The organism is Paraglaciecola algarum (genome assembly GCF_021532655.1).
Taxonomy (GTDB): domain Bacteria; phylum Pseudomonadota; class Gammaproteobacteria; order Enterobacterales; family Alteromonadaceae; genus Paraglaciecola; species Paraglaciecola algarum.
Genome location: NZ_JAKGAS010000002.1, coordinates 589,795 through 616,365 on the forward strand (window position 1 = coordinate 589,795; position 26,571 = coordinate 616,365).

27 protein-coding genes and 1 tRNA gene are annotated in these 26,571 nt (G+C 38.3%); 22 read left to right on the top strand and 6 right to left on the bottom strand.

From position 1 onward, the window contains the following. Window position 1 precedes the first annotated feature (1 nt). Window positions 2-640: an MOSC domain-containing protein gene (locus tag L0668_RS06080; RefSeq protein ID WP_235311184.1), complete on the bottom strand. Its 639-nt coding sequence runs from the start codon at window positions 638-640 to the stop codon at window positions 2-4. 120 nt (window positions 641-760) lie between these two features. Between L0668_RS06080 and L0668_RS06085 the strand changes: the two genes are divergently transcribed. From L0668_RS06085 to L0668_RS06095, 3 genes are read left to right on the top strand one after another with little or no spacing between them, the layout of a single operon-like run. After that, entirely contained in the window at window positions 761-1,327 is a 567-nt protein-coding gene (locus tag L0668_RS06085; protein WP_235311185.1) for an RNA polymerase sigma factor, read from the top strand. Then, entirely contained in the window at window positions 1,320-1,823 is a 504-nt protein-coding gene (locus L0668_RS06090) for a hypothetical protein (protein ID WP_235311186.1), read from the top strand. Before L0668_RS06085 ends, L0668_RS06090 begins: the two co-directional genes overlap by 8 nt. A 23-nt stretch (window positions 1,824-1,846) precedes the next feature. Then, the gene (locus L0668_RS06095; RefSeq protein WP_235311187.1) at window positions 1,847-2,803 is read left to right on the top strand and encodes a DUF4097 family beta strand repeat-containing protein; all 957 of its coding nucleotides are present in this window, start codon (window positions 1,847-1,849) and stop codon (window positions 2,801-2,803) included. Window position 2,804: 1 nt separating this feature from the next. On the opposite strand, the gene ispB is transcribed toward L0668_RS06095, so the two are convergent. Then, complete coding sequence (gene ispB, locus L0668_RS06100; RefSeq protein ID WP_235311188.1) at window positions 2,805-3,776, bottom strand: octaprenyl diphosphate synthase; 972 nt, start codon at window positions 3,774-3,776, stop codon at window positions 2,805-2,807. Window positions 3,777-4,016: 240 nt separating this feature from the next. Between ispB and rplU the strand changes: the two genes are divergently transcribed. From rplU to folA, 4 genes are all read left to right on the top strand, one after another. Beyond that, window positions 4,017-4,328, top strand: coding sequence for a 50S ribosomal protein L21 (gene rplU, locus L0668_RS06105; RefSeq protein ID WP_235311189.1), 312 nt, complete (start codon window positions 4,017-4,019; stop codon window positions 4,326-4,328). Window positions 4,329-4,343: 15 nt separating this feature from the next. Then, a complete protein-coding gene (rpmA, locus tag L0668_RS06110) occupies window positions 4,344-4,601 on the top strand; it encodes a 50S ribosomal protein L27 (RefSeq protein ID WP_133471404.1) in 258 nt (85 codons plus the stop codon). 139 nt (window positions 4,602-4,740) lie between these two features. Then, a complete protein-coding gene (gene cgtA / locus L0668_RS06115) occupies window positions 4,741-5,904 on the top strand; it encodes an Obg family GTPase CgtA (protein WP_235311190.1) in 1,164 nt (387 codons plus the stop codon). A 136-nt stretch (window positions 5,905-6,040) separates the two neighbouring features. After that, a complete protein-coding gene (gene folA, locus L0668_RS06120; RefSeq protein WP_235311191.1) occupies window positions 6,041-6,562 on the top strand; it encodes a type 3 dihydrofolate reductase in 522 nt (173 codons plus the stop codon). On the opposite strand, the gene L0668_RS06125 is transcribed toward folA, so the two are convergent. Next, window positions 6,537-7,067, bottom strand: coding sequence for a hypothetical protein (locus L0668_RS06125; RefSeq protein ID WP_235311192.1), 531 nt, complete (start codon window positions 7,065-7,067; stop codon window positions 6,537-6,539). The genes folA and L0668_RS06125 overlap by 26 nt on opposite strands. 185 nt (window positions 7,068-7,252) lie before the next feature. On the opposite strand from L0668_RS06125, the gene L0668_RS06130 reads away from it, so the two are divergent. The 14 genes from L0668_RS06130 (at window position 7,253) to L0668_RS06195 (ending at window position 23,645) form a co-directional block, all read left to right on the top strand. Then, entirely contained in the window at window positions 7,253-7,978 is a 726-nt protein-coding gene (locus L0668_RS06130) for a hypothetical protein (RefSeq protein WP_235311193.1), read from the top strand. A 17-nt stretch (window positions 7,979-7,995) separates the two neighbouring features. Further along, complete coding sequence (locus tag L0668_RS06135) at window positions 7,996-9,330, top strand: lipopolysaccharide biosynthesis protein (protein ID WP_235311194.1); 1,335 nt, start codon at window positions 7,996-7,998, stop codon at window positions 9,328-9,330. Continuing rightward, the gene (locus L0668_RS06140; protein WP_235311195.1) at window positions 9,327-10,424 is read left to right on the top strand and encodes a glycosyltransferase; all 1,098 of its coding nucleotides are present in this window, start codon (window positions 9,327-9,329) and stop codon (window positions 10,422-10,424) included. The genes L0668_RS06135 and L0668_RS06140 overlap by 4 nt, the downstream gene beginning before the upstream one ends. Further along, complete coding sequence (gene wzy, locus L0668_RS06145) at window positions 10,405-11,817, top strand: O-antigen polysaccharide polymerase Wzy (protein ID WP_235311196.1); 1,413 nt, start codon at window positions 10,405-10,407, stop codon at window positions 11,815-11,817. The genes L0668_RS06140 and wzy overlap by 20 nt, the downstream gene beginning before the upstream one ends. Then, window positions 11,808-12,980 carry a glycosyltransferase gene (locus L0668_RS06150; RefSeq protein WP_235311197.1) on the top strand — a complete coding sequence of 391 codons (1,173 nt, stop codon included), beginning with the start codon at window positions 11,808-11,810 and terminating at the stop codon, window positions 12,978-12,980. Before wzy ends, L0668_RS06150 begins: the two co-directional genes overlap by 10 nt. Continuing rightward, on the top strand, window positions 12,977-14,152 hold the full coding sequence (locus L0668_RS06155; RefSeq protein WP_235311198.1) for a glycosyltransferase: 1,176 nt from the start codon (window positions 12,977-12,979) through the stop codon (window positions 14,150-14,152). Before L0668_RS06150 ends, L0668_RS06155 begins: the two co-directional genes overlap by 4 nt. Further along, window positions 14,146-14,748 carry a sugar transferase gene (locus L0668_RS06160; RefSeq protein ID WP_235311199.1) on the top strand — a complete coding sequence of 201 codons (603 nt, stop codon included), beginning with the start codon at window positions 14,146-14,148 and terminating at the stop codon, window positions 14,746-14,748. Before L0668_RS06155 ends, L0668_RS06160 begins: the two co-directional genes overlap by 7 nt. Continuing rightward, window positions 14,738-15,382: an acetyltransferase gene (locus L0668_RS06165; protein WP_235311200.1), complete on the top strand. Its 645-nt coding sequence runs from the start codon at window positions 14,738-14,740 to the stop codon at window positions 15,380-15,382. The genes L0668_RS06160 and L0668_RS06165 overlap by 11 nt, the downstream gene beginning before the upstream one ends. Before the next feature lie 44 nt (window positions 15,383-15,426). Then, a complete protein-coding gene (locus tag L0668_RS06170) occupies window positions 15,427-16,602 on the top strand; it encodes a DegT/DnrJ/EryC1/StrS family aminotransferase (RefSeq protein WP_235311201.1) in 1,176 nt (391 codons plus the stop codon). Next, window positions 16,602-18,449 (top strand): polysaccharide biosynthesis protein, encoded by a 1,848-nt coding sequence (locus L0668_RS06175; protein ID WP_235311202.1) that lies wholly within the window; start codon window positions 16,602-16,604, stop codon window positions 18,447-18,449. The genes L0668_RS06170 and L0668_RS06175 overlap by 1 nt, the downstream gene beginning before the upstream one ends. Window positions 18,450-18,762: 313 nt before the next feature. Next, complete coding sequence (locus L0668_RS06180; RefSeq protein ID WP_235311203.1) at window positions 18,763-20,856, top strand: GumC family protein; 2,094 nt, start codon at window positions 18,763-18,765, stop codon at window positions 20,854-20,856. Window positions 20,857-20,951: 95 nt separating this feature from the next. Then, window positions 20,952-21,950: a UDP-N-acetylmuramate dehydrogenase gene (murB, locus tag L0668_RS06185; RefSeq protein WP_235311204.1), complete on the top strand. Its 999-nt coding sequence runs from the start codon at window positions 20,952-20,954 to the stop codon at window positions 21,948-21,950. Further along, entirely contained in the window at window positions 21,947-22,921 is a 975-nt protein-coding gene (gene birA / locus L0668_RS06190) for a bifunctional biotin--[acetyl-CoA-carboxylase] ligase/biotin operon repressor BirA (protein WP_235311205.1), read from the top strand. Before murB ends, birA begins: the two co-directional genes overlap by 4 nt. Further along, window positions 22,905-23,645, top strand: a complete 741-nt coding sequence (locus L0668_RS06195) for a type III pantothenate kinase (RefSeq protein WP_235311206.1) — start codon at window positions 22,905-22,907, stop codon at window positions 23,643-23,645. The genes birA and L0668_RS06195 overlap by 17 nt, the downstream gene beginning before the upstream one ends. Here the strand turns inward: L0668_RS06195 and L0668_RS06200 are convergent. Genes L0668_RS06200 through L0668_RS06210 form a run of 3 tightly spaced genes read right to left on the bottom strand, consistent with a single transcriptional unit; the run spans window position 23,635 to window position 26,211 of the window. Beyond that, window positions 23,635-24,174 carry a heme NO-binding domain-containing protein gene (locus L0668_RS06200; protein WP_235311207.1) on the bottom strand — a complete coding sequence of 180 codons (540 nt, stop codon included), beginning with the start codon at window positions 24,172-24,174 and terminating at the stop codon, window positions 23,635-23,637. The two genes, L0668_RS06195 and L0668_RS06200, sit on opposite strands and share 11 nt — an antisense overlap. Beyond that, window positions 24,171-24,575, bottom strand: coding sequence for a response regulator transcription factor (locus L0668_RS06205; RefSeq protein ID WP_235311208.1), 405 nt, complete (start codon window positions 24,573-24,575; stop codon window positions 24,171-24,173). The genes L0668_RS06200 and L0668_RS06205 overlap by 4 nt, the downstream gene beginning before the upstream one ends. Next, window positions 24,559-26,211, bottom strand: a complete 1,653-nt coding sequence (locus tag L0668_RS06210) for an ATP-binding protein (RefSeq protein ID WP_235311209.1) — start codon at window positions 26,209-26,211, stop codon at window positions 24,559-24,561. The genes L0668_RS06205 and L0668_RS06210 overlap by 17 nt, the downstream gene beginning before the upstream one ends. Window positions 26,212-26,498: 287 nt before the next feature. On the opposite strand from L0668_RS06210, the gene L0668_RS06215 reads away from it, so the two are divergent. Then, window positions 26,499-26,571, top strand: a tRNA-Thr gene (locus L0668_RS06215).

Sequence of the window (26,571 nt, forward strand, 5' to 3'; positions counted from 1 at the left end):
GTTATGTCAGGCTGAACTGTTTACAGAGTTTTTCTCGCCATTCTGGATCTAAATCAATGGCGTTAATGGTTTGTTTGATCCTACCTGTGTCGCTTACCTTGTTTTGTACCACTTCTAAAAACTTCTCAATACTAACAACTGGGTTTGGTCTATCTGTTAGTTTTACATTATCGTTCAGCGCTATTTTTCCGCCTTTTAATACCCGGTAATACCAACCGTGAATGGCCTGTTTAGCTACAAACTTGTTTAAATTAGGAGTGTTAAACTTTTCAGCTATTTTAAAGCAAGGCATGCGCGGCCCGGACACTTGAATTTTACATTCGCCAATTTGATAGGTGTCGCCAATACATACATTATTTTCATGCATTTGGGCAATGCTCAAGTTTTCACCCATTGAACCAGGCCAGGCTTTTTTGTGGAGTAAAGGGTAAGCCTTGATGATTTTTTCGTACGAACTAATTGAATATTGATGCAACGCCCGTTCAGGCCCACCGTGGTAACGTTTATCGATCTGCACGTCACCTAGCATACCTAGTTGGTCAATTACCGCTTGCTCACAAGGATATTTATAAATACCTGTGCGTTCATTCTTGGGGCCAATTCTTGTTACTTTCGCTGTAAATAAACCGCTAACTTTCATTCTTGATTCAACTTAAATTTATTCTAAAAATTATTTTTTGATCAATTAAACCTTTGTGATTTACTCTGCGACTTACCTTTTAATATCGTTACTTTTAATACTAAACCATAAGAAGCAAATTTGAATAACCAAGGTAATGTCGTTGCCGCTGAGCATAAGTTTGTCACTGAGAGTGATTTAGACTTAATACGCTCTGTACAAAACGGTGATAAACGAGCCTATAACATATTGTATCAAGAATATATTGGTCAAGTGTATGGCCTATGTTATCGCCTGACTGGTGAAAAAATGCTAGCTGAAGACGCAGCCCAAGAGGTGTTTATTCAGCTTTGGCGAAAAATTAGTAATTTCAAAGGTGATAGTAAATTTTCAACTTGGTTACATACGGTCACATCAAATATAACGATTTCTTATTTGCGTAAACAAAAAGGCTGGATGCAGAAAATGTTTAATTTAGAAGACTCTGTGGCTATGAATGAACCAGCTGAGGAGTCCGTTGGGAAAGTCGATTTAGAAAGTTATGTGGTTAAATTACCTGAACGTGCGCGGATTGTGTTTGTGTTACATGCTATTGAAGGTTATCGCCATGAAGAAATTGCACAAATGACGAATATGGCGGTGGGTTCAAGTAAAGCGCAGTTTCATCGAGCCAAACAATTGTTAAAGGAGTGGATGGGTTATGAGTAGTCGTTCATTTGAGCAAGATTTAGATAAACAGCTAGCTAAGCTTGGTAGGGAAAAACAGCCAGAACGGGATTTATGGCAGGGCATTGATTATGCGTTAGCTAATGAGCCAAACCAGCATGTTGAAACAATAAGAAGGCCAGTGCTGGGTAATAAACTTTATTTAGTGGCGGCAACGGTGGTTATGTTTGCATGGATGGGTTGGTTTTCGTTCAATCAGCAAACTGAAAAGTTAATCGGAAGTGAACTTGTTGCAGCTTTAAGTGAGCAACATGAGCAACAAAAAAATGCACTCTTGGTGAGTTACGAGCAACAAACAGCCTTGACCGAAAATTGGCAGCAACAGTTGGAAGATTTAGATCAAGCAGCCGACGCCGTTAAGGCGGCCTTAAAAAATGAACCTAACAATATACCTTTATTGAAGATGTTGCAAAACGTACATCACCAACAAATTAGTTTAATTGAACGTGTACACGCGCCTAAATGGTCGCATATTTAAAGTATTGGATTGTGGAGAATAGAATGAACAAGTTAGTGATTTGGCTAAGTGTATTGGGATTAACCTTTAACGTTTTTGCTGGGCAAATAGTAAATGAGTCTGTACAAGCTGAAGCCAATGGTTACGTGAAAATTGAACATATAAATGGTCAAGCAAAAGTGCGTGTTTGGGATAAAAGTGAAGTAAAAGTTCAGGGCAACTTGAGTGAGCGTACTAAAGAATTTATTTTTGAGCGAGATGGCAATGAAGTTGTGATTAAAGTCAAAGTTAACAACTCAAGCGGTTGGAAAAGCTGGGGTTCAGACAAGGGTGATGACTTAGAAATTTATGTGCCGAAAATGAGTCAAGTATATTACAGCTCAGTCAACGCTAAAGTGGACATTGAAGGTGTAAAAGGTAGTGCCACTATCGACACAGTAAACGGTGCTATTTCAGCGAAAAACTTAGCTGGGCGAATTAGAATTGAGTCGGTGAATGGGCAAGTATTAGCTGATGAATTAGCAGGCAGCGTTAAAATTGAAACCGTAAACGGTGATATTCGTTCAAAAAGTAGGAATGGTAAAAAAGACCAATACAATTCAGTGAACGGTGATATTGACATAACAAGTGCAAGTGCTCAGGTTAGCCTGGAAACTGTGAATGGTGATTCTCAGTTGGTGCTTGAGCAAGTTCAACAATTGAATATTAGCAGCGTAAATGGGGATCTCGTTGCCAAAATGGACCTAACTAAAGACGGCGAAGTTGATGCCAGCTCGGTGGGTGGCGATATCAGTTTGTATTTTCAAGAGGGGGTGTCAGTTAAGTTTGATATTGAAGCCCATGCTGATGGTAGCATTTCAAATAAGCTGTCTAAACACAAAATGCAAAAGGCTAATTATGGACCTAGCCGTTGGTTAGAGTTCTCTTTAAACGGTGGAAATGCCCGAGTAAACGTAACTACAGTTAATGGTGATATTGAATTAGAAAGGCGCGACAAATAACTTAAGCGGCTCTTTCAACGGCAATATGAGCCAATCCAATTAATGCTTGTTTATAATCGGATTCAGGTAAAGGTACTAGAGCGTCAATAGCCTGCTTTGATGCTTTAAGGGCTTGCTGTTTAGTATAATCTAGCGCACCGGTTTGCTGCATGGTTGACATAATTTCGTCAAAATGTTGCATACCATTGCCGCTTTCAATTGCTTCTTTTATTTGTGCAGCTTGTTTATCATTTCCGTGCCACATGGCATAAAGCAGGGGCAGGGTAGGTTTACCTTCTGCTAGATCGTCACCGGCATTTTTGCCCATAGTTTCTGCATCTGCAGCATAGTCTAAAATATCATCTACCAGTTGAAATGCAGTACCAAGATACTTTCCATAATCTTGCATAGCCAACTCAATATCGTCAGTTTGATCGGTCAATACCGCGGCTAATAATGTGGCTGCTTCAAATAATCTAGCAGTTTTACTATATATAACCTGCATATAACTTTGTTCGCTGGTGTCAGGATCATTACAGTTCATTAACTGCAGAACTTCGCCTTCGGCTATGACGTTGGTGGCGTCAGACAGTATTTCCATCACGCGCATTCTTTTTAATGTCACCATCATTTGGAAAGAGCGGGTATATAAGAAATCACCAACTAGCACACTTGCTTGATTACCAAATACAGCATTAGCCGTTTCTTTACCTCTGCGTAGGGTTGATTCGTCAACTACGTCGTCATGTAATAAGGTAGCGGTATGAATAAATTCAATAATAGCGGCTAGGGTATGATGTTCAGAAGATTGGATGTTGACCGCGCGGGCAGCTAGCACTGTGAGTAAAGGTCTTAGTCGTTTGCCTCCACTATTCACTATATAAAAGCCTAATTGATTGATCAGGGCTACGTCTGAATTGACTTGATTTTGAATTAACTCGTTGACCGCCATCATGTCGTCATGAGCTAGTAAATTGATATTTTCAAGGTCCATACAGTCGAGTATCTGCCTGTTAAAGTTATATTAAAATTTAGTGCTCTCGGATTTTACAGAAATTTATCGGGGTATCCAGTCTTGTGAGGGTCAAAAGTGCCGAAATTATTGGCCTGTGGCAAAACGTTTGATATTTAACCAAATTAATTGGAAATTGGGCTTGCTTGGGGGTATCTGTTCACGTACAATTCGCGCCCTGTTTTTGAATATAGCGTCAAGAGACGCAGAGCGGAGTTTATTATGTACGCGGTTTTCCAAAGTGGTGGCAAACAACACCGTGTGGCTGAAGGCCAAACCGTTCGCCTAGAAAAAATCGAAGTGGCTCCTGGTGAGTCAGTTGAATTCGATGACATCTTAATGGTGAGCAATGGTGAAGATATTAAAATTGGTACCCCATTCGTAAGCGGTGGGAAAGTTACAGCTGAAGTTGTAACTCACGGACGTGGCGAGAAAGTAAAAATCGTTAAGTTCCGTCGTCGTAAGCATTCACGTACCCAAATGGGTCACCGTCAGTGGTTCACGGAAGTGAAAATCACTGGTATTAGCGCTTAATAGGAGTATATACAAATGGCACATAAAAAAGCTGGTGGTAGTACTAACAACGGCCGTGATTCAGAAAGTAAACGTTTAGGTGTTAAACGTTACGGTGGTGAATCAGTTTTAGCTGGTAACATTATTGTTCGTCAACGTGGTACTAAATTCCACGCTGGTAACAACATGGGTATCGGTAAAGACCACACTTTATTTGCTTTGTCTGACGGCAAGGTTCAATTTGAAGTGAAAGGCCCTAAAAACCGTAAATTTGTAAGCATAGTTGCTGAATAATTTACGATTTAAAATATTTAAAGAAGCCCCGCTTTATGCGGGGCTTTTTATTGAAGCTCTAAAAAGTCTGTGCTGCAATTTCTGTTGTGAACAGACTATACTCGATTCAATTGAGTCAGAATCAAGGTGTGATTAAGTCATGAAATTTGTAGATGAAGCTGATATCCGTGTAGAAGCGGGTAATGGTGGTAACGGTGTTGTTGGTTTTCGCCGCGAAAAATATGTACCGGATGGTGGACCTGATGGTGGTGACGGTGGAGACGGCGGCAGCGTTTATTTAGTTGCAGATGAAAACTTAAATACCTTAATTGATTATCGTTTTGAGCGATTTCATCGCGCTGAACATGGAAAAAAAGGTCAAAGTGCAAACTGTACGGGTAGAGGCGGTGTTGATCTTGAAGTTAAGGTTCCAGTTGGAACGCGCGCAACTGACAGTGACACCGGCGAAGTATTAGGTGATTTAACTAAACATACTCAACGTATGAAAGTGGCTCAGGGTGGTTACCATGGTTTGGGTAATGCTAGATTCAAAACCAGCACCAACCGCGCCCCTAGGCAAAAAACCGATGGCACTCCAGGTGAAGTTAGAAATCTCAAACTAGAGTTGATGCTGTTAGCTGATGTTGGTTTGTTAGGTATGCCAAATGCGGGAAAATCTACATTTATTCGTAGTGTCTCAGCGGCTAAACCTAAAGTGGCAGATTATCCTTTTACTACACTGGTTCCTAATTTAGGTGTAGTGCGTTTAGATGCTATGCGTAGTTTTGTGATTGCCGATATTCCCGGCTTGATTGAAGGTGCGGCTGAAGGTGCTGGCCTTGGTATTCAATTTTTAAGACATTTAGAGCGCTGCCGCGTGTTATTACATTTGGTAGATTTAATGCCTGTAGATGGTTCTGATCCCGTTGAAAATGCCAAAGCTATTATCCAAGAGCTTGAAAAATATAGTCCTAAACTAGCCGCTAAACCGCGTTGGTTAGTGTTTAATAAAGTCGACTTAATGCTTGAAGACGAAGTGAATGATTTGTGCGCAAACATTGCGAAACAGCTCGACTGGGAAGGTGAGTATTATAAAATCTCAGCTTTTCAAAAAGTGGGCACTGAAGAGTTGTGCATGAAGGCTATGGACTTTATTGAGAGCTTACCTGAAGAAGAAGAGTCTGAGTTGACGAATGAGGAAACTGCCTTTAAGTGGGATACCCCAAACAAAGATACTATTGACCACACTTCTGATTATGATGATGACGACGATGATGATTTTGATGGAGATGATGACTTCGAAGTGGTTTACACTAAAGGTTAAGTAAACTCTCGCTAAGAGGGTAATTATTTATTCCGAATCTTATAAAAGGCTAGAAAGATATTTCTGGCCTTTTGCATTTATTGTATACTGGATTTATATTCCCTTGCTTGTTTTTAGCTATCCTTAAAACTTTATTATGATGAAAATTTCAATGATCGCCGCCATGGCCAATAACCGTGTAATTGGTGCGAATAACGGCATGCCTTGGCATTTACCAGCAGATTTAAAGCACTTTAAAAGAACGACTTTAGGCAAACCTATCATCATGGGTCGCAAAACTTATGAGTCCATTGGTAGAGCGCTACCCGGCCGCCTGAATATAGTGGTCACTTCAGACAGGAACTACGTTCTTGATGATGCGACAGTGGTCAATAGTTGTGAACAAGCCATATCTGTAGCAACTACTCATTTTTCTGATGGCGAGAATACTAATGCTGAAGTGATGATCATAGGTGGCGGTACTATTTATCTGCATTTTTTACCTTTTTGTCATCGATTGTATTTAACTCAAATTGATTTGACCGTTGCTGGAGATACCTATTTCCCTGATTATCAGGCTGAGTCTGACTGGCAGGAAATAGAAAGTGAATCTCATCAATCTGATGAGAAAAACGCCTATGATTATCGATTTGTTACTTTTGAGAAACAGGCAGTTTAGGTTTTTTCAACAAAGCAAAGGTATACATGTAGCCATAAATTGCTGTTATTAGGATGCTCGGTGTAACCGTTAGCCAAAGGTTAGGTGTGTGATTTAACCAGTTCACCCCAATGGCAATACTGGCTTGTACCGTGATTGGTAAAATAGGGGCAAGCAAAGATCCTGGAATTTTACTATTATTGAAATAAGTAGCAGAGGTATCTAAAGCATTTCTGAAGGTTTTAAAAATAGTTATATTTTGAGTGGTTTTTGAGTGCACAGTGCAAATTATCGGCACAATAAATATTAGAGATAAACTATTACTACCAAATTTTGCCACTGATTTTTCAAGTATAAACGTAAATAAAAGGGTTATTGTTGCGCTAAGAGTCCCTTGAACTAGCGCTGATCTAAGCACTAAATCTCCATCCTCACTCACCATACTATTGGCCCAATAGGACCAAGCAAAATAAAAAACAAATGATATTAGCGCTGAGATAATTAACCTAATTGTTGAAAGGGACATATATTGCTACTTAGATAGACTTCGGTGGTTGTTTAAGAGTAAAAATACAAGTTCAATAACAAAAAACAGGCAATGGGATATAAAATTAACCAAATAAATCAATAGGTTAATACTAAAGGCTTATGTTCTTAGTTTATTAGCAATTGTAGACTCTACCCAAATAATTATAAAGGTGCATGGTTTTAATGAAAAAAGTTTTTGGGGTAGTGTTTTTCTTTTGTCTATCAGTAAAGTTTGCACAAGCGGGGCTGATTCAGTGGGATGCATTTAACACGGGCGATGAACTAGCAGTAAAAGATCAATCAACCGGATTGATCTGGCTCGATTTATCCCAAACAGCCGGCATAAATTACAATAATGTCAGTAGTTTATTTGCTGGATGGGAGTTGCCGAATTATTCGCTTGTTGAAAGCTTATTAGATAACGTATTTCCAGACGTTAATTTTATTGGCACAATTGGAGAGCCCAAAAAGTATGAACAAAAGTGTGCCAATACTACAAGTTGTTATACGTCTGCCATATACTGGCAGTCCTTATTTGGATCTGTAGTAGGTTCGCAATATTATCAAACTTTATCTTATGGTTTTTATAGCGATAGCGATGATATTTTGCGAATGGGTGGGGCTTATGTAAACGGGTCGGGATCAGCTAATCGTTATGGCGTCGACTTCACGGAAAACTACTCTACTAATTATCAAAACAAGTTTACTAATGGTGATTACCAAAATTATAGTACCTTTTTGATAAAGTCAGATTCGATTGTCAGGCAGGCACCCATCATGAAAACAAGTACATTCAGTACGAATACAACCCCAGTTTCTGAACCCAACAGTATGTTATTTTTTAGCTCTCTATTTTTACTCATCCTGCTGCAAAGAAAGAGATTCAATATTTGTATTCCACAGGTGTGAGTGTGGATTGTTATTGAGTGTTTTGGGGCGGATTAACGTGGTATAGTTTTAACTTAGCTTCTAAACAAAAAAATAATAAAGAAGTGTCTAAATCAATAGCAAAAAATACAGTGTTAACCTTAGTCGCAAATATTTCATTGGCGGCTAGTAATTGGCTAATTTTAGTCATAATCGCTAAGCAATTCAGTGACCATTTACTGGGTCTATTTGTATTCGCTTTATCTATTTGTTCCCCTGCTTTTTTGTTCGCAAGCTTTAAAATCCGTACTTTGTTAGTGGTCGATACTAAATGGCAATTTAGATTTGAAGACTATGCTACCGCTCGATTACTTTCTAATGCATTTGTCACCCTAGTTTTAATCTCAGCTGTATTGGTAAATTTAATTCATCTTCCTTTGTATGTTTTAGCTTTGGTTATCATTTATAAATTGTGTGACGCTTGGTCAGAGTTTTGCCAAAGTTACATGCGTAGAGTGTTTAATTACCGGGCGGCTTCGATATCCTTAACGAGTCGTTCTGGGTTAACCATGATCTTGGTTTTAGCCTTTAGTGTGTTATCAGACTCTTTCGAAGTATTGTTACTTGTGTGGTGTGTTACAGCGGTTGTATTTGCCCTTATCGATAATTTTTTAATGCTGCAGCTAACTAAAAAGCACGAAACTACCACTTTTAATTATGCTTTGTTGATAGACAGGCAAGCGTTTTCAAATGCATTTAAGTTGTATAGAAAATACCTGACGGTAGCTTGTGCCTTAGCTATTAGTTCGTTATTTGTGTATTTGCCTAATTTGTTATTAAGTTACCAGCTTGGATTACAAGCTGCGGGGCAATTCGCGGCTATCAGTTACTTTTTAGTGGCTGGTGGTATTTTGGTGAACAGTGTTTCTCAAGCAAGTACACCTAATTTGGCTCGTTTGCTCAAAAATGATAATTATCCCGACTTTATACAACTGGTCAAAAAAATGTGTCTAGTAGGTTTATGTATTGGTTTTGCTGGGTTAATCACAAGCTTTTTGCTAGGTGAATACTTCTTAAAACTATTTTACACAGCTGAAATTGCCAGCCATTACCCCACTTTAAATTGGGTGATGTTGGCTGCCGCGGTTCGGTATATTTATATTTTTTTAGGTACGTCTTTAGCTGCGGTTCAGCAATTCCATATTCAAACCAAAATTTATTCTGTGGGTTTAGTTACTATGTTCTTTTCTGGTTTTCTTTTAATTGAAAAGCACGGTTTAGTGGGCGCTGCCCAGGCGATGTTAATAGCGACCCTTGTTGAGTTACTACTATTCTCCTTGTTGAGTAAAAAGTATTGGCACCTAGCATTCGACAAGAATAAGGAAGCACCATGAAGCAGGTATTACATATTTTTGGTGCGATGAATCGTGGTGGTGCTGAAATGAGAACTGTCAGTTTGATGGCAGAAATGCGTCAGCAGGGCGTTCAATTTGATTATTGCGTGCTAAGTGGTGAGCAAGGAGTGTTGGATGACACAATTAAAGATCTGCATGGAGAGATTTATTACTGCAAGTTAGGACCCGCTTTTTTTTACCAGTTTTGGCGATTGTTAACTACTAAAAAGTTTGATGTGGTGCATTCACACGTGGCTTATGTCAGTGGTTTTATATTATTTCTAGCTTGGTTAGCTGGCATTAAAAAACGGATTGCTCATTTTAGAAATACCACCGCTGGTGGAAGCCTTTCATTTATTCGTGCTTGTCGAGATGGTTTGTTAAAAACCATGATTAAATTATTTGCCACCGACATTTTAGCTGTGTGTGACGGCGCCATGCTCGGGTTTTGGGGAGCTGATTGGAAAAAACAAAAGCGTTGTAAGGTGATTTATAACGGATTTGAAGTCACCTCAATCCCACCGAATCAACAATTTTGGCAACAATATATTCCTACTTTTAATGGCCAGAAAGTCGTTCTAAATGTAGCTAGAATGGATATTCAGAAAAATCATATCCGTCAATGCGAAATCTTTAACCTGCTCAATCAAATTGATAACAATACTCTGATGGTTTTTGTTGGTAAAGAAAACCTTGAGCGAAAAGCTAAAATGCTGGAATTAATCAATCGCTACGACTTAAACGATAAAGTGCATTTCTTGGGATTACAGACAGACGTTTTACAATTTATGAGTCATGCCGATGTTTTATTGTTCCCATCAGAATGGGAAGGGTTACCAGGTGTGGTTTTAGAGGCTGCAAGTGTTGGCCTTAAAGTAGTTGGATCTGACTTGCCAGGTATTGAAGAAATTCAGCAGCATATTAAAGGGATTGAGATAGTTAAACGCTCACAGTCTGATCAAGAGTGGGCTGAAATACTTAATCAGAGTTTGCTTTCTAAAATTGAAGCACGAGAGATTATTGACTCATTTGCCAGTAGTGTGTTTTTAATGGAAAACAATGTGCGGCAGCTATATGCAGTTTACGCAGAGTAAAACCTTACTACAAAAACTCCTCGGAATTTGGATTGTATCCTTGGTCGGGGTGTGGGTAATGGCCGCTTACTTGAATGTTTTTGAAGCGCCTCGGGCATTATTAGAAAGTATCACAGCGCTAAATTGGATGGCATTATCCGTCATCTTGTACATCACTTTACCTAAAGGCATGTGGTCTATCTGTTTTATTTTTATGTCCGTGGTTGGGGTCTTTCACATTGGTTTGGTGTTAGCTAATTCTGTTGGCGGAATAACAGATGAAGATACCCTATACCAAATTAGTTGGTGGTTTTACAATGTGGAAACTGAAAACGCCATTCACATAGTTAATTTAGCTATGATAAGTTTTGCTTTGAGTGCAATCTTATTTTCCAAGCAACCCAAAGATCACCTGCAGCATACTCAGCCTAATTTTCAAATAAATCTCCAATACCGTAAAAGGTTATTTCATATGGGAGGTATATTGTTATGCCTTTTCGTCGCGATATTTTTTGCAATTATCTTGGTAACCGGTGCGATTAGTTCTTATGGGGCTTACCTAGAGGTAATGGGCAACAATCCTTTATATGCTGCGATATTTTCCTATTTGTACTTTTTTATTGGTGTGGCCTTAGTTTTTATGTGCGTATCGTACAACAAAGAGTTTGGTTACTTTTATTTTTTAGTCTTTGCTGTGTGGGCTTTAGTAGCATTTAAAATTGGTTTGCGGGGGGAGGTGATGTTTCCAAGTGCTGTGGCTGCCTGTATGTTAGGTAGAAAATCAGCTCCGGTAAAAGGGTATATATTAGCCATAGGTCTAATAGCGTTTTTAATTGTAACTGGCATAGTAAAGAACGCTCGAGTATCAGGGGATTATTCCGGAGACCTAGGAATCAATCCGTTGAATGCTATTGCAGAAATGGGCTCCAGCTTAAGAGCAGTTCAAGAAACAGTGAAATGGCGTAAAAATGATAACTTTGAACTGTTAATGGGGGGCAGTTATTGGGCGCCTTTTGAACGACAATTTGCTTTGTTTATTCCCCAATTAGAAAGAATAGATGTAAATGAAGACGGCCGCTTATTAAATATTGTGGTGCAAAAAAGAGCAGGGCCTATTGGTTTTTCCGCCATTGCCGAGGCTTATATCAATTTTGGTGAGCAAGGGGTGGTGTTTGTCTTTTTCTTGTTTGGTTGGTTTATGGCCAAATTAGACTCCTCTTTAAGTAATATTAGAAATGATATCTTAATTGGCGTAGCTCTATTGCCTGTCTTTGTGACGATAAGAAATAGTTTTATTCACGTTCCGGTGCAAATAATTTTAGGCTTATGTTTAGCAAGTCTGTTAATGTATCTGGGGTATAAAAAACAAGATCGCTTGAATGAAAGCGGCGTGCAGAGTGACGAATGCAGTTAGATGTAATTATTGAACAGCGTTTTTATTGCTGTTCTAAAAAACAATATTGGACAGACAATGCTTTTCCCAATGCATTTTGGGTAAGGTACTTGACCGTTTTTTCTGCCGTCAATATTGTGGCTAGAGTTGAACATGTTGCCAACCCCAAAAGTGATTGGAAAAGAGTTGACGGAGATAATGTTCATTTTGTGGATTTACCCTGCTATATCGGCCCTTTCGGATTTGTTAAAACCTTCCCTTCTTTATACAAAAAAATTCGTAGTCGATTAGGTATTGAACGTAAGGTTATTTATCGTATACCTGGCATTTTATCTACTTTATATCAGTTGTTTGCTACCACTAAATCTCAAAAATATGGCGCTGAAGTGGTAGGTGACCCCGCTGATGTGTTTTCTGTAGGTGCCAGTAAAAGTGTGTTTAGAGGTTTTTTCAAATGGTTATTTGTGAAAATGTTAAAAGCTCAGTGCTCCGGCGCTACGTCAATATCTTATGTAACTGAATATAGTTTACAACAACGTTATCCGCCCAACCCTAAAGCATTTCATACCCATTATTCGTCAATACAGTTGACTCAAGCTGATTATCATCAGCGTGATACTTATAACCTTTCCAAAGAGCTGAAAATTATTTGTATTGGCAATTTAACTCAGCCTTATAAAGGTTGTGACTTTATGCTTGAGTCACTTGCACAGTTAAAGGAGCTGGGTGTTAATTGTCAGCTTACTTGGATTGGTGGTGGTTATTTATTAGCTGAAATGCAGCAGCTTGTTAAAGGCTTAGGTATTGACCAACAAGTTAATTTTGTAGGTAATTTATCAGATAGAAATGAAATAAGAGCGCGGCTCGATCAAGCTGATGTTTTTGTCTTGTCGTCTCGCCAAGAAGGGCTGCCAAGAGTGTTAATTGAGTCTATGGCCAGATCTCTAGTGTGTGTAGCAACAAATGTGGGCGGGGTAAAAGAGTTATTAAGCAATGACTTTATCATTGAGAAAGACAATCAGTCCCAACTAGTGGCGCAAATTCAAAGGTTGAGTGGATTAGCTGAGCAAGACTTATTGACCATTGCCCAAACTAATTACCAAAAATCTTTGGATTATCAGGATAGCGTTTTAACTCAAAGACGTGAATCAATGTTCAAACACCTTTTAGGTGAACGATCATGAGTGCAAATATACGCGTCTTGCATTTATTAAAAACCTCTGTTGGTGCTAGCTGGGCCTTACGTCAAACCCAGCAGTTAGTAAAATTAGGGGTAGAAGTTCACTTAGTATTACCAGCTGGGCCTATGGTGGATAAATATAAAGCTGCGGGCGTGAACGTGCATGTTTTTGACCCGTCGTTATGTATCAGTCGACCTTGGAAAAATATCGCCAGAATTAGGAAGTTACGGGCATTAGTTAAAGAAATTGATCCTGATGTGATCCATAGTCATTTTGTAGCAACTACTTTATTAATGCGTTTTGGTTTAGTTGGCTTAGACGTGCCTAGAATATTTCATGTACCTGGGCCGTTACATCTAGAGCATAAAATATTTCGTTGGTTAGATTTAACCAGTGGAGGCAAATTAGATTATTGGTTGGCATCTTGTTTATGGACTCAAAAAAAATATCTAAGTTGCGGCATAGCTGAGCAAAAAGTCGGATTAGCTTATTACGGTGTTAACGCTGGCGACTTTACTTTTAAGCCAGGTCAGAATGATTTAAAAGCCTCACTAGGCATGGCTTCTAGTGATTTTTTAATTGGCATGGTTGCTTATTTTTATGCACCTAAAGGTTACCTTGGACAAACCAGAGGTTTGAAAGGTCATGAAGATTTAATTGATGCAGTTGGCATAGTCAGAAAACAATTCCCAAAAACCAAGTGTGTATTTGTGGGTGGGCCATGGGGCGCGACTCAAGGCTATTTTAATCAAGTTAAACAATACGCTGAAAACACAGTGGGTGATGCTTGTGTCTTTTTAGGTACTCGGCAAGATGTGCCAGAATTATACCCTCAATTTGATTTAGCTGTGCATCCTTCACACTCAGAAAATGTAGGTGGTGCAGTGGAGTCAATGTATGCAGGTATCCCTACATTAACCACTAATATTGGTGGATTTCCGGATTTAGTCACAGACGGTGAAACAGGCTTATTAGCTGAGGTTAAATCTCCAGAAAGTTTGGCAAATAAAATTATGCAGGCTATTGAGCAGCCAGAATTATGTGAAAAGCTTGTGCAGCAAGGGACAATTAAAGTACAGCAAGTGATGAATGTGGAACATAACGCCAAGCAAGTTTTTGAATTTTATCAGCAGGTATTAGCCGATTATCAAGGTAAAACAGTGAGCTTATGTTAAAACGTTTTGTAGATATTCTTGTGTCCTTAACTGCTTTGATTTTTTTGATCCCAATCTTATTGATTTTAGCTTTAGTGATTAGAACTAAGCTTGGATCGCCAATTTTGTTTAAACAGGCTAGGCCGGGTTTGCGTGGAAAGAGCTTTAACATGTTGAAGTTTCGTTCCATGACAGACGAAACAGATTTGGAAGGTAACTTATTGTCCGATGAAAAGCGCTTAACTAAATTTGGTTTATTTTTACGAGCTAGCAGTATGGATGAACTCCCCGGTTTATTTAATGTACTAGTTGGAAATATGAGCTTAGTTGGTCCCAGGCCTTTATTAATGGAATATTTACCGCTGTATAGTCAACAACAAGCCAAGCGTCATAATGTTCGTCCCGGTATAACTGGCTGGGCACAGGTGAATGGTCGAAATACACTTTCTTGGCAAGACAAATTTGAATTAGATGTTTGGTATGTTGAGCATCAGTCGTTTATTTTAGATGTGAAAATCTTAATTTTGACCGTATTAAAAGTACTCAAACGTGAAGGTATTAATCAGCAAGGGCAAGCAACTGTGACTAAATTTACTGGGCAATCTGATGGTGGCTGATAAATTACTGATAATTATAGGTGCTGGAGGCCACGGTAAAGTGGCTGCTGAATGTGCAGAATCTATGGGTATTTACCAAAAAATAGTGTTTTTGGATGCAGGCGCTTCCGAGCGAACTAGCGTGGGCCCGTGGGATATTGTTGGTATGCCAGAGGATTTCGAGCGTTACTTGTCAGGTAATTCAGAGTTTTTTGTGGCCATAGGTGATAATCAAGCTAGAGCAAAATGGTTAACTGGTTTAGATGAATGTAAGGCGCCAATCGCGAGCTTGATCCATGCTTCTGCCACTATCAGTGACTATTCCACTCTAGGAGTGGGTAGTTTGTTATGTGCTCATGCAGTGGTAAACCCTTTTACAAGTATTGGTTTGGGCTGCATTGTAAACACCAGTGCGTCCATTGATCACGATTGTGTACTGGATAATTTTGTACATATTGCCCCTGGGTGTCATATTGCAGGCACAGTCAAAGTGGGTGAAAAAAGTTTTATAGGTATTGGCAGCAGCGTTGTGCAGTCAGTGAATATTGGTAAAAATTGTGTATTAGGTGCCGGCTCAGTAGTAGTCGGCGATATTAAGGACAATAGTTTGGGGTATGGAGTACCAGCCAAGATAATTAAGACGCTAGAAAAGTAGTTGTTTTATAAAAACACACAAAAATAATAATAAGAGATGTAAACATGTTAAATGGTCCATTTTCTCCTTGGCCTGATTATGATGAACAAGAAAAGCAGGCTGTTCTAAAGGTTTTAGATTCTAATCAAGTTAATTATTGGACGGGACAAGAAGGTCGCGAATTCGAAAAAGAATTTGCGGCTTACACCGATAGCCAGTATGCCGTAGCAGTTGCGAATGGTACAGTGGCGCTAGATTTAGCTTGGCAAGCATTGCAACTTCCTGCTGGCTCAGAAGTGATTGTCACATCGCGCACATTTATTGCCTCTGTTTCATCCATTGTACTGGCTGGTTTAGTGCCTGTATTTGTTGATGTGGACAGAGACTCGCAAAACATCTCAGCTACAACCATTGCCGATAAACTTAATTATAATACCTCCGCTATCTTGTGTGTGCACTTAGCCGGTTGGCCATGTGACATGGATAGTATTTTAGAGCTAGCCACGCAACATGATATTAAAGTTGTAGAAGATTGCGCTCAAGCCCATGGTGCTAAATACAATGGTAAATCAGTAGGAAGTTTGGGGCATATATCTGCTTGGTCTTTTTGCCAAGATAAGATTATGAGCACCGCTGGTGAAGGTGGCATGGTGACCACCAACGATAAAGAATTATGGCAACGAGTGTGGTCGTTTAAAGATCATGGCAAATCTTGGTCTGCAATTTATGAAAAGCAACATCCTGCTGGTTTTAGATGGTTACATGAATCTTTTGGCACCAATTGGCGAATGACCGAAATACAAGCAGCGGTGGGGCGACTTCAATTACAAAAAATGCCTCAATGGTTTGAGACTCGTACTATCTACGGTCAACAAATTTGGAATACTGCCAGAAAATTCAGTTCGTTACGGGTGCCAGCCGTGCCTGAAAAAATATTGCATGCCTTTTATAAATGTTATGTGTTTGTTGAACCTGACAAACTTAAAAAGGGTTGGGATCGTGACGCAATTATACAAGCGATAGTCGAACGTGGGGTGCCTTGTTTTTCTGGCTCTTGCTCAGAGGTGTATAAAGAAAAAGCTTTTGAAGATACTAATTTCCGTCCTACTCGTCCGCTGAATAATGCTATTGAACTAGGTGAAACTGCCTTGATGTTTTTAGTGCATCCAACATTAAAAGCAAAAGAGGTGGATAAATGTTGCCATGTGCTATCAGAGGTGATGTCAGAGGCTAGCCAATAATGATTATTCGTCAATTATTTGAATTGAGCCCTAAACATAAGCTAATCGCGGAATATGTATGGGATATTTGTTCACTATTTTGTGCATTAATATTTGCCTTTTGGATCCGCCTAGGAATTGATAGTTGGAATATGCAATTCTCAGATTGGTTAATGATAGGGCTAAATACATTATTCACTATCTTGTTATTAACAATATGTGGCCACTATAGACAAATTATACGATACATGGGTCTCAAGGCGATAAATATCACCTTGTTAGTGCTCACCTTTTCAGTATTATTTTTATTCGCAAGCAGTATGACACTTGATGTGTTGTTACCCAATTCTGTACCTATTATTTATTGGGTGTTAGCCGCAATAGCTATCGTTTCTCCACGAATATTAATGCAAGCATCGGCACAATCGCAAAGTTATAAAATGCGCGAAAAATGTTTGATCTTTGGTGCGGCTGAAGCAGGTCGATCCCTAGTGCAAACACTAAAAGCCGGTAACGAATTACAACCCGTTGCTTTTATTGATGACAAGAAGCAATACCAAGGTAAAGATATTTTAGGTTTGAAGGTGGGGAAACGAGACGACATCCCCCATTTTGTCAAAAAGTATGGTGTAACCAAAATGCTTTTGGCTGTACATAATACTTCCAATCAAAGACGTAAAGAATTGATAGTCGAACTTGAGCCTTATGCAATTGAGCTGCTGAGTATCCCTAATATTCAAGATATCTTGTCTGGTAAACGCAGCATTGATGAGTTACGTGAAATACGTATTGAAGAGCTTTTGGGCAGAGAGCCCGTCCCACCCATAGTTGAGTTATTAGATATCAATATCCGTGGTAAAAATGTCATGGTTACCGGAGCAGGTGGCTCTATTGGTAGTGAGTTATGTCGTCAAATTGCAAAATCGGCACCGCAAAAGTTAATATTATTTGAGCTATCTGAATTTAACTTATACCAAATAGAAAATGAGTTGAAATCTATTTACCCAGGTATGGAGCTGATCCCCATTCTTGCCAGTATTCAAGATACGGAAATGTTAAGAAGTATTATCGATAGAAATGAAATTCAAACCATCTATCACGCAGCAGCATATAAACATGTGCCTATGGTTGAATCTAATCCGTTAGCTGGGATTCGTAATAATGTATTTGGTACGTCTAATGTGGCATTAGTGGCGGCTGAATTTGAAGTAGAAAAGTTTGTACTTATTTCTACCGACAAGGCCGTGCGTCCAACAAATATTATGGGCGCAACTAAACGATTTGCTGAATTATACATTCAAGGTATTGCTGAGTTAGGTTTTGGTACCGAATTTGCCATTGTGCGATTTGGTAATGTTTTAGGCTCGTCAGGTTCAGTTGTGCCTTTATTTACTAAACAAATTCAAGCTGGAGGGCCGATAACAGTTACCCATCCTGATATCACTCGTTATTTTATGACTATTCCTGAGGCAGCTCAATTGGTGATCCAAGCTGGCGCTATGGGCGCCAATGGCGAAGTGTTTGTGTTGGATATGGGAGAGTCAGTTAAAATAGTCGATTTAGCGAAAAAGATGGCTCACTTGATGGGACATGGCTTAAAAACCGATGAAAACCCTGATGGCGATATTGAGCTTAAAATTTCTGGATTACGTCCTGGCGAAAAACTGTATGAAGAATTATTAATTGATGATGCTGATACTACTACGCAACATCCAAGGATTATGGGGGCGGACGAGACCAAATTACCTTTTGAAGATGTTATTTTGTTGTTCGATGAGTTGAATCGCCTGTTACTCAATAATCAAGGTAGTGGAGCCAAAGAGTTATTAATTAGAGCGCCGTTAGCTTATACCCCAGCGGCTCATTAAAGTGCAGATATTCATGTATTGCATATTTGTGCCGATGTATTTAAGTCAACTAGTAGCGTAATTAAATAAATGAATTTGAAACGTTTTTACCATGTCACTTTTTTATTTATTTTCCTCTCATGTAAAACATCGGCCGAGGTCAAAGAAATAGAAATTGCGCCTGATCCCAAAAAGCCTGTTTTCGACTCGTCTCTGGTTTATCTCGAGAATTATCATCTAAGGTTAAAAAGTTGAGATATAAAGAACGACATAAGGTAAGACAGAAGACGAATGTTTTGCTTGGCAATATTATCACTAGCAGGGCGAGCCTGTTTTGAGCCTTGATAATGTGTCGAGTAACTTTTCGGGAGGGTTTGATTTTACAGACCTGATTACCTTTCTATGGCAGAAAAAGCTGCGTATTGTCATTTCTGTTTCCATCCTAACGGCACTGGGGACATTTTATGTAAAAAGTTTGCCGAAAATTTATTCTGCAAGCAGTACTATTTTACTCAGTGAGAAAAATGAAAAATTGTCTATTGGTGGTAATTTGACGTCAGTCACAAAACCTGAAGATAATAAAATTGATACCTATATAGAGCTAATTAAATCCAAATTGTTAGCTAGAAAAGTCGTAGAAAACCTTAAATTACATGAAAGAGAAGAGTTCAAAAAAAAGCTGGCCGATGGTGGCACAGTAATCGAAATTGATAATGCAGTGAACAAACTGCTTAAACATTTAAAACTTTCCAAAATTGCTAATACGGATATGTTAAAAGTTACTTACGAATCTGAATTAGCCGTCACTACAGCTGATGTAGTAAACGAGATAGGGCCTACATTTTTTGAATTCGAAAGGCTTTCTCATCAAAAACAAGTAAATGAAACTACTCGTTGGTTGGATGAGCAATTATTAGCATTAAGTACTCGCTTAGATATTGCTGAAACTGAACTAGAAAACTTCATGCAGGAAAATGGTTTAATCGATCTAGAAAGTCAAATAGAACTGGTTAAAACCGAAATAACTAAACTGATCGAACATAGGCTTGTTGTTGGCAAAGAGCTCTCTAGCTCAGAATCTACTATTAAACAGATTCAAAATGCTAAAGGTGACAGGAAACAACTGATGCAAATTCCTGCGATTTTAAATGATGAGTTAATCCGCACTATGAGTGCTGAATTATTTAAAACAGAATTAATGTTAGATGAGCTGTCGAAGCGTTATGAACATAAACATCACAAAATCATTGCGATTCAGGGTACCGCAGATGCGATTACGCAAAACTTAGATCGCAGTTTACAAAAAGTGGTCGACAGTTTAATCCAAGATGATCAAAGTATAAAAAATAGAGCAAATGAATTAGAACAACAATTAGAGGCCGCTCGAGTTAAGCATGCTGCACTAGGAGCACACGAAATTGATTTAGCTTCACTTAGGCGCAAAACATTAGCCACCCAAAAATTATATGATGTGTTTTTAACCCGATTACAAGAAGCTGAAATATTACGAGATTTAGATGCAGGAGATGAGTTTTCAGTTATCGATTATGCCCAAGTTCCACACAAACATATTAAGCCACGAGTCATGTTAGGAGCCGTCTTTTCACTGATATTTTCAAGTATATTTAGCATAGGTTTTTGGTTGATTATTCATTTAATTGCTGACAAACACACTCGCTTTAAACAGTTATTAGCTAAACATGGGGTGCTTATTTTAGGAGAAATACCTAGGCCACCTAAAAAGCAAGCAAAAACTAAATCCAAAAGAGTGACAAAAAAGGAGTTATTTTATGCTGATGCTATTCGATCTTTACGTTCAGAATTAGTGGTTCATGCTAACAACGCGGCTATTCGTACTATCGCAATTACTCATGTATCTGAAAACACCAACTCAGCTTTAACTATAGATATCGCTGAGTCATTTTCTTATATAGAAAAGTCACTTTTGATTGATTGTAATCTGCGTTCGCCTCAAATTGGAAAAGTATGTGAACGAGATAGTTTAACTCCAGGCTTAACTAACTATTTAGGACGCCGTTTAAGTTTTGGCGAATGCAAGTTTCAAAATGGTCATAGCCAACTTCATGTGATGCCCAGTGGTCCAGTACCCAATGATCCATTGATGTATTTAACCAATTCTAAGTTTTATGATTTTATTCAAAAACTCAAAAAAGTGTATAAAAGAACCATAATAGAAACCCCACATGTAACTGGGTATAATGACGTATTGGTGATTTCTAAATCTGTTGATGCTGTGGTTTTATTGTGTGATTTGGAGTCGGCAGATAATCAGGATTTAACCGAAGCTATACAGCGATTATTAAATGCAGGTGTACCAATATTAGGCGTAGTATTTGAACGAGTGAAAAATATTAATAGAAAACGTTCGGCAATTGGAAAAATGAAGATTGCTCGGGTTATCGATTAAATCTAAACCTTGATATTCCCCTATTCTTTTAACAATATTCTTGGCGTCCTGTTAAAATCTAGCACAGGCCACTAGATAAATTAAAGGCTTTTTCTTTGCAATCTTTAAGTCATGAACATACATTTGGTTTTGCTACAAAAGCAAAAGAAGTTTTATTAATCCCCTCAGTTGAAACACTGCAATACTACTTAGATTCTATTCAGACAAGTTCTTACTTAATTTTAGGTGAGGGTAGCAATACCATTTTTTTAGAAGATTATACGGGCTGTATTTTTAAAATAGCTATTAAAGGTATAGACGTTAAACACACCCAAGATGATTTTATTATATCTGTTGGTGCAGGGGAGAATTGGCATACCTTAGTTAGTTGGTGTTTGCAAAAACAAATCTATGGTTTAGAAAATCTTGCTTTAATTCCGGGGACAGTGGGAGCCGCGCCTATCCAAAACATTGGCGCTTATGGTCTGGAGTTGGCAAAATTTGTTAAGTCTGTTGAATATTTGGATATTACTACAGGAGGAATAAAGGCCTTAGGTAATCTAGCTTGTAATTTCGGTTACCGAGATAGTATCTTCAAACGTGAGCTAATGGGTAAAGCTGTTATTACTAAGGTGGTATTTAAAATACCAAAAAACTGGCAGCCTATTACTCATTATGGTGAATTAACTGCTTTAGATAATCCCACTGCACAAGATATTTTTAACAAGGTAGTTGAAGTTCGGAAGGCCAAATTGCCGGATCCTAAAGAGTTAGGCAACGCTGGTAGCTTTTTTAAAAACCCAATAATAACGGTTGAGTCATACGCAGCACTTAAAACAAAATGGCCTACAATACCTAGTTATCAAGTCGATGACTTAACAGTTAAAATCCCCGCAGCTTGGTTAATTGATACCTTAGGTTTTAAAGGTAGAAAAATAGGCGGGATCAGTTGCCATATTCATCAACCCTTAGTGTTAACTAATGATGGAACTGGCACAGGTAAAGAATTATTGCTGTTAGCTCGTCAAATCAGGGACAAAGTTCAACAGGAGTTTTCAATAGTCTTAGAAAATGAGGTGCGGTTAATGGGAAGTGATGGAGCAATAATCCTGTGACCACATCAGCAGATAAGGTGCGCACTCGATTATTACAAATTTTGTCGAATGGTTTATTTTATTCGGGTGAGGCGTTAGGTTCTGAATTAGGTATGAGCAGGGCGGCAATTTCTAATCACATTAAAGTGCTCACTAGTTTAGGTTTAGATATTTATAGCGTTACCGGTAAAGGGTATCGATTGGCTAAACCTTTAGACATGTTAGATCAAAAAGCCATAGTCGGCTCCATCAAACAATTAGCGCAGAATATGGTTGAAGTATTGAACGTTGTAGATTCAACCAATCAATATGTTAAAGATAAAAAGGGCGAATTACCCAAGGGGTTTGTTTGTTTAGCAGAAGCTCAAACCGCAGGTAGAGGACGACATGGCCGTCAATGGGTTTCACCATACGGCGCTAGTTTATATCTTTCTATGCATTGGCATTTTACTGGTGGGTATTCGGTATTAGGTGGCTTGAGTTTAGCGATTGGTGTGGCAATTGAATCTACATTAGATAAAGCTGGAATTCATGGTATTAAGTTGAAATGGCCAAACGACATTTACGCTCAAGGTAAAAAGTTAGCAGGGGTATTAATTGAAGTTGAAGGCCATATGGGGGCTGGGTGTGATTGCGTGATCGGAATAGGTTTAAATATTGCCTTGCCACAAAATGTAGAAAACATTGACCAACCTTGGATTGATCTTAGTTCTTTAGAACAACAAACAATTAACCGTAATAAGTTAGCAGCTATCTTGATTGATGAATTACACCAAACCTTAAACTTATTTGAACAGCAGGGGTTGTCACCTTTTATTCAAAAGTGGCGTGAACTTGACGTATATGCCAATAAGAATATTAAATTAGTAATGGGCCACAAAACCATTGAAGGTATCGGGCGTGGAATAGATCCAAGTGGTGCTGTGTTAGTGGAAACAAACCAGGGCATACAGGCTTTTCATGGAGGAGAAATCAGTGTCCGAGCCAACTAAAATCCTGTTATTGGATGTTGGCAATACCTGTATCAAATATGCATGGGTGAGCCAGTTATCAATCACGCAAACAGGTATTTTCGATCTAGAATCAGTTGATAATTTTAATTTTTCTGAGATCCAGCATTGTTTTGTTTCGGCTGTTGGGCAATCGCAAAAAGTTGGGCAACTCGAAGAATTGTTACAAGCTCAAAATATACCTGTTACTTTTTTTAAAACAATGTCTAAACAATTAGGTTTGAGTTGTGCTTATAAAGATCAAAGTCGTTTAGGAGTTGATCGTTGGTTAGCTATGTTGGCGTGTCGTGGTGAATATTCAGGAAACTTTGCGGTATTAGATTTTGGTACTGCCATGACCTGTGATGTGGTAAATAGCAAAGGGCAACATTTAGGTGGTTGGATTGCGCCGGGTGCCAATACTATGCAAGTCGCGCTATTAAAAGAAACCGAACAACTCAGGGCACAGCAGGATGATGTGGCCAACTTGTCTTTAGGTGTAACTACTGAAGCGTGTATAAACATGGGAATATTAGCCTCACTACAAGGTTTTGTATTATCTTCCGATACTTATATGCAAAAACATTTTGCACAGTATCAAATATTTATTGGTGGTGGAGACCAGAATAAGCTTGCTCAGCTGCAGTTAGAGCATATTCAATTGTTCGACGATTTAGTTCTTAAAGGCATGTTAGAACTTGTGAAAAAAACTAACATTACGGACTAATGGTTATTTTAATGGCTGCTTCGTTTTCATAGCTGGCATTTTCTTTGGTCACTTTTAATTCTTGTTTAAAATGTAACAAACATCCTTTGACTAATCCCACAGCTAAATCTTCAAAATGTCTTGATGAAAGGTAATACAGAACGAGTGTAGCAGGACTAGTTTGTTCATAGAAAAACCTCGGAAATTCTGCTTCTGGATATAACTTTTTAACTTCAACATGTATATAAGAGTCAATATTTTTTAGGAACTTAAAGGCTGTTTGTTCTTGGCTAAAAAAGGAGGGGAATAGCACAGTAAAACGACTGAATAAATGTTTACCAAAAACCTCAAGTAAATCGCTGACAGGTAGTTGTACCTGTTCACTTAAGTTGGAAGCCATTCTAACTATTTCTTGATGGTCATAGGTTCCCACCGCGGTATACGCGCCATCATTGGGTAAATCACTTTTCTCTATGATAGTGTCGAGTATTTCAGGTGAAAAAGTCTCTTCCACCATTTCCATAAATTCAGTAAATACTACGCCTTTCATTTTTTATCCTTTAATAACAAGTATTTTTTTAAAGACTCACTGACTCTGCCTGAATTAAAAGGTTTGACAATAAATCCATTGGCCCCATTTTTAATGGCTTCCATAACATTGTCTGATGAGCTTTCTCCTGAACACATAATGACAGCCACATCTTTATGTTCATTTTTAATGTCCTTTAATATGTCGAGTCCGTTTGTGCCGTCTAAATCAATATCCAAATACACCAAGTCGATATTTCTAGCCTTAATTAGATCTAGAACACTTTCGCCGTTAGATGTTTGGAAAAACTGAGGCTGGAGGGGCATTTCGTCGTCATCAATACAGGCAATAATTGCACTACGGAGTAATTCCCGAGTGTAATCAATATCGTCTACCAATAAAATATTAGTTCTTTGAGTCATTTTGGCCCTCTATTAGCAAAATTGAATTTATTTCATTTGTTACTTCGATAACTTGGCTAGGTGCTAGATCAAGTTGCTCAGCCCGAATAGATGTTAATGCTTTTAAAGCTAGTGAGGTTAAGTTTTGATAACCAAAACTTTCTGCACTTCCTTTTATGACATGCAAAATACTCGCTACCTTTTTAAATTCTTGTTTGTCAGCGTGGGATGATAAGTCTGACAACTGAGTGTTTAAAGATAGTAAATAATTTTCTTTTAGTCCTTCAATCGTGCTGTTTAATTGAATATTTGCGGCGTATTCAGGTTTTGTATCTGACTTACAGCTTAAGTGTGTTTGGATCACTTGGTATAATTTGTCTAGCTCTAGTGGCTTGGCTAAGGTACCTGCAAACCCCATACTCGTATATTCTTTTATATCAGTCTCCATGACATTGGCCGTCAGGGCATAAATTGGAATACTGCAACCAAGTTGATGTAGTCCTTTGATGGCTTCTTTGCCATCCATTATAGGCATTTGAATATCCATAAATATTAAATCAAAAGAATGGCTCATGGCTTTTTCAATTGCTTCAACACCATTTGAAGCTAGCCAAACTTTAGCGCCTGTTTTTTCTAAATGATATGTAATCAGGAGTTGGTTGATTTCAGTATCTTCAACTAATAATACTTCTCCACTAACTTTAGGTACCTGTAAATCACTTAATGCCTTAAGAGGGCTGGTTTTAGGTAATTGAGTTACCTTGCCTTCAAACGGTGCAGCCAATACATTAGCAATAAATTCACTACCTTGTGCCAGAGTAGACTTTACTGTTAATTCTCCACCCATCAATTCAACTAATGTTTTGGCAATACTTAAGCCGAGCCCTGTTCCCCCATGTTTACGGCTAGATTTTGCATCTGCTTGTTTAAAACTGTCGAAAATAGTTTGCTGTTGTCCATCTGAAATTCCTTCACCAGTGTCTTTGACGCAAAATTTAATATTTTGGTTTTGCCAATCGGTATGGATCGTTAAAGTAATTTGACCTTGGTCTGTAAATTTAATCGCATTTGTAAGTAAGTTATGAAGCACCTGCTTTAGTCGAGTGGGATCGGTTGTGATGGTTTGTGGTATGCCTACTGGTAAATTAACTACGAGCTTTAAGTTTTTAGATTGTGCATTGGCTAAATGTAAATCGTATAGTCCTGTTAAAAACTCCGGGAACTTAAATGCCTTCTTATTCAATGTTAAATTATTTGACTCAATTTGAGTTAAATCTAAAATTTCGCCTAACAAATCGGTAAGGTGGACGCCGTTATTGATAATTGTGGCAATATGTTTATCTAGAATATTAGCAGCAGGTTTATCACGCCCTATTATTTCAGCGTACCCAATTATAGCTGTCAGTGGTGTGCGAATTTCATGACTCATGTTGGCTAAAAACTGAGATTTTGCTTGATTGGCTTCAATAGCTGCTTTAGATGCAGCAACTGCTTCTTCGGTTCTTTTTTTAACTTGAATTTCTAAATCTTTTTGGAAGGCTTCTAATTGTTGATTTTTGGTATATAGCTCAAGTGATTTTTGTTCGAGTAATTGTTCTGCGCTTTTTCTCGCTGTTTTTTCTCTTTGGTATCTTTTTTGGTAGATATCTTGTGTCATCAATCCCCCTCATTTGAATTAAGAGTTTAGTCAAATAGCGAATAAATGTAATTTTATTAAATATATTTTGAATTATTTTTAACTAATTTTTGATTTGATAGACAGTTAAATTAGAATTTAAATTAGGTCAAGTGGTCCTAATAGCAAAAATATTTACGCTATTTAGAAATAAAAATAGCCAGTTCGCTGTTAATTTAAGCAGTCAGTCAATTAATTTTAATTTTTTTTACTTTCCTACTTGCGCACCTCCAATTCTTGCTCTAATATCCGCACCCACTTGATGCAGTGCCGACTTAGCTCAGTTGGTAGAGCAACTGACTTGTAATCAGTAGGTCACCAGTTCGACTCCGGTAGTCGGCA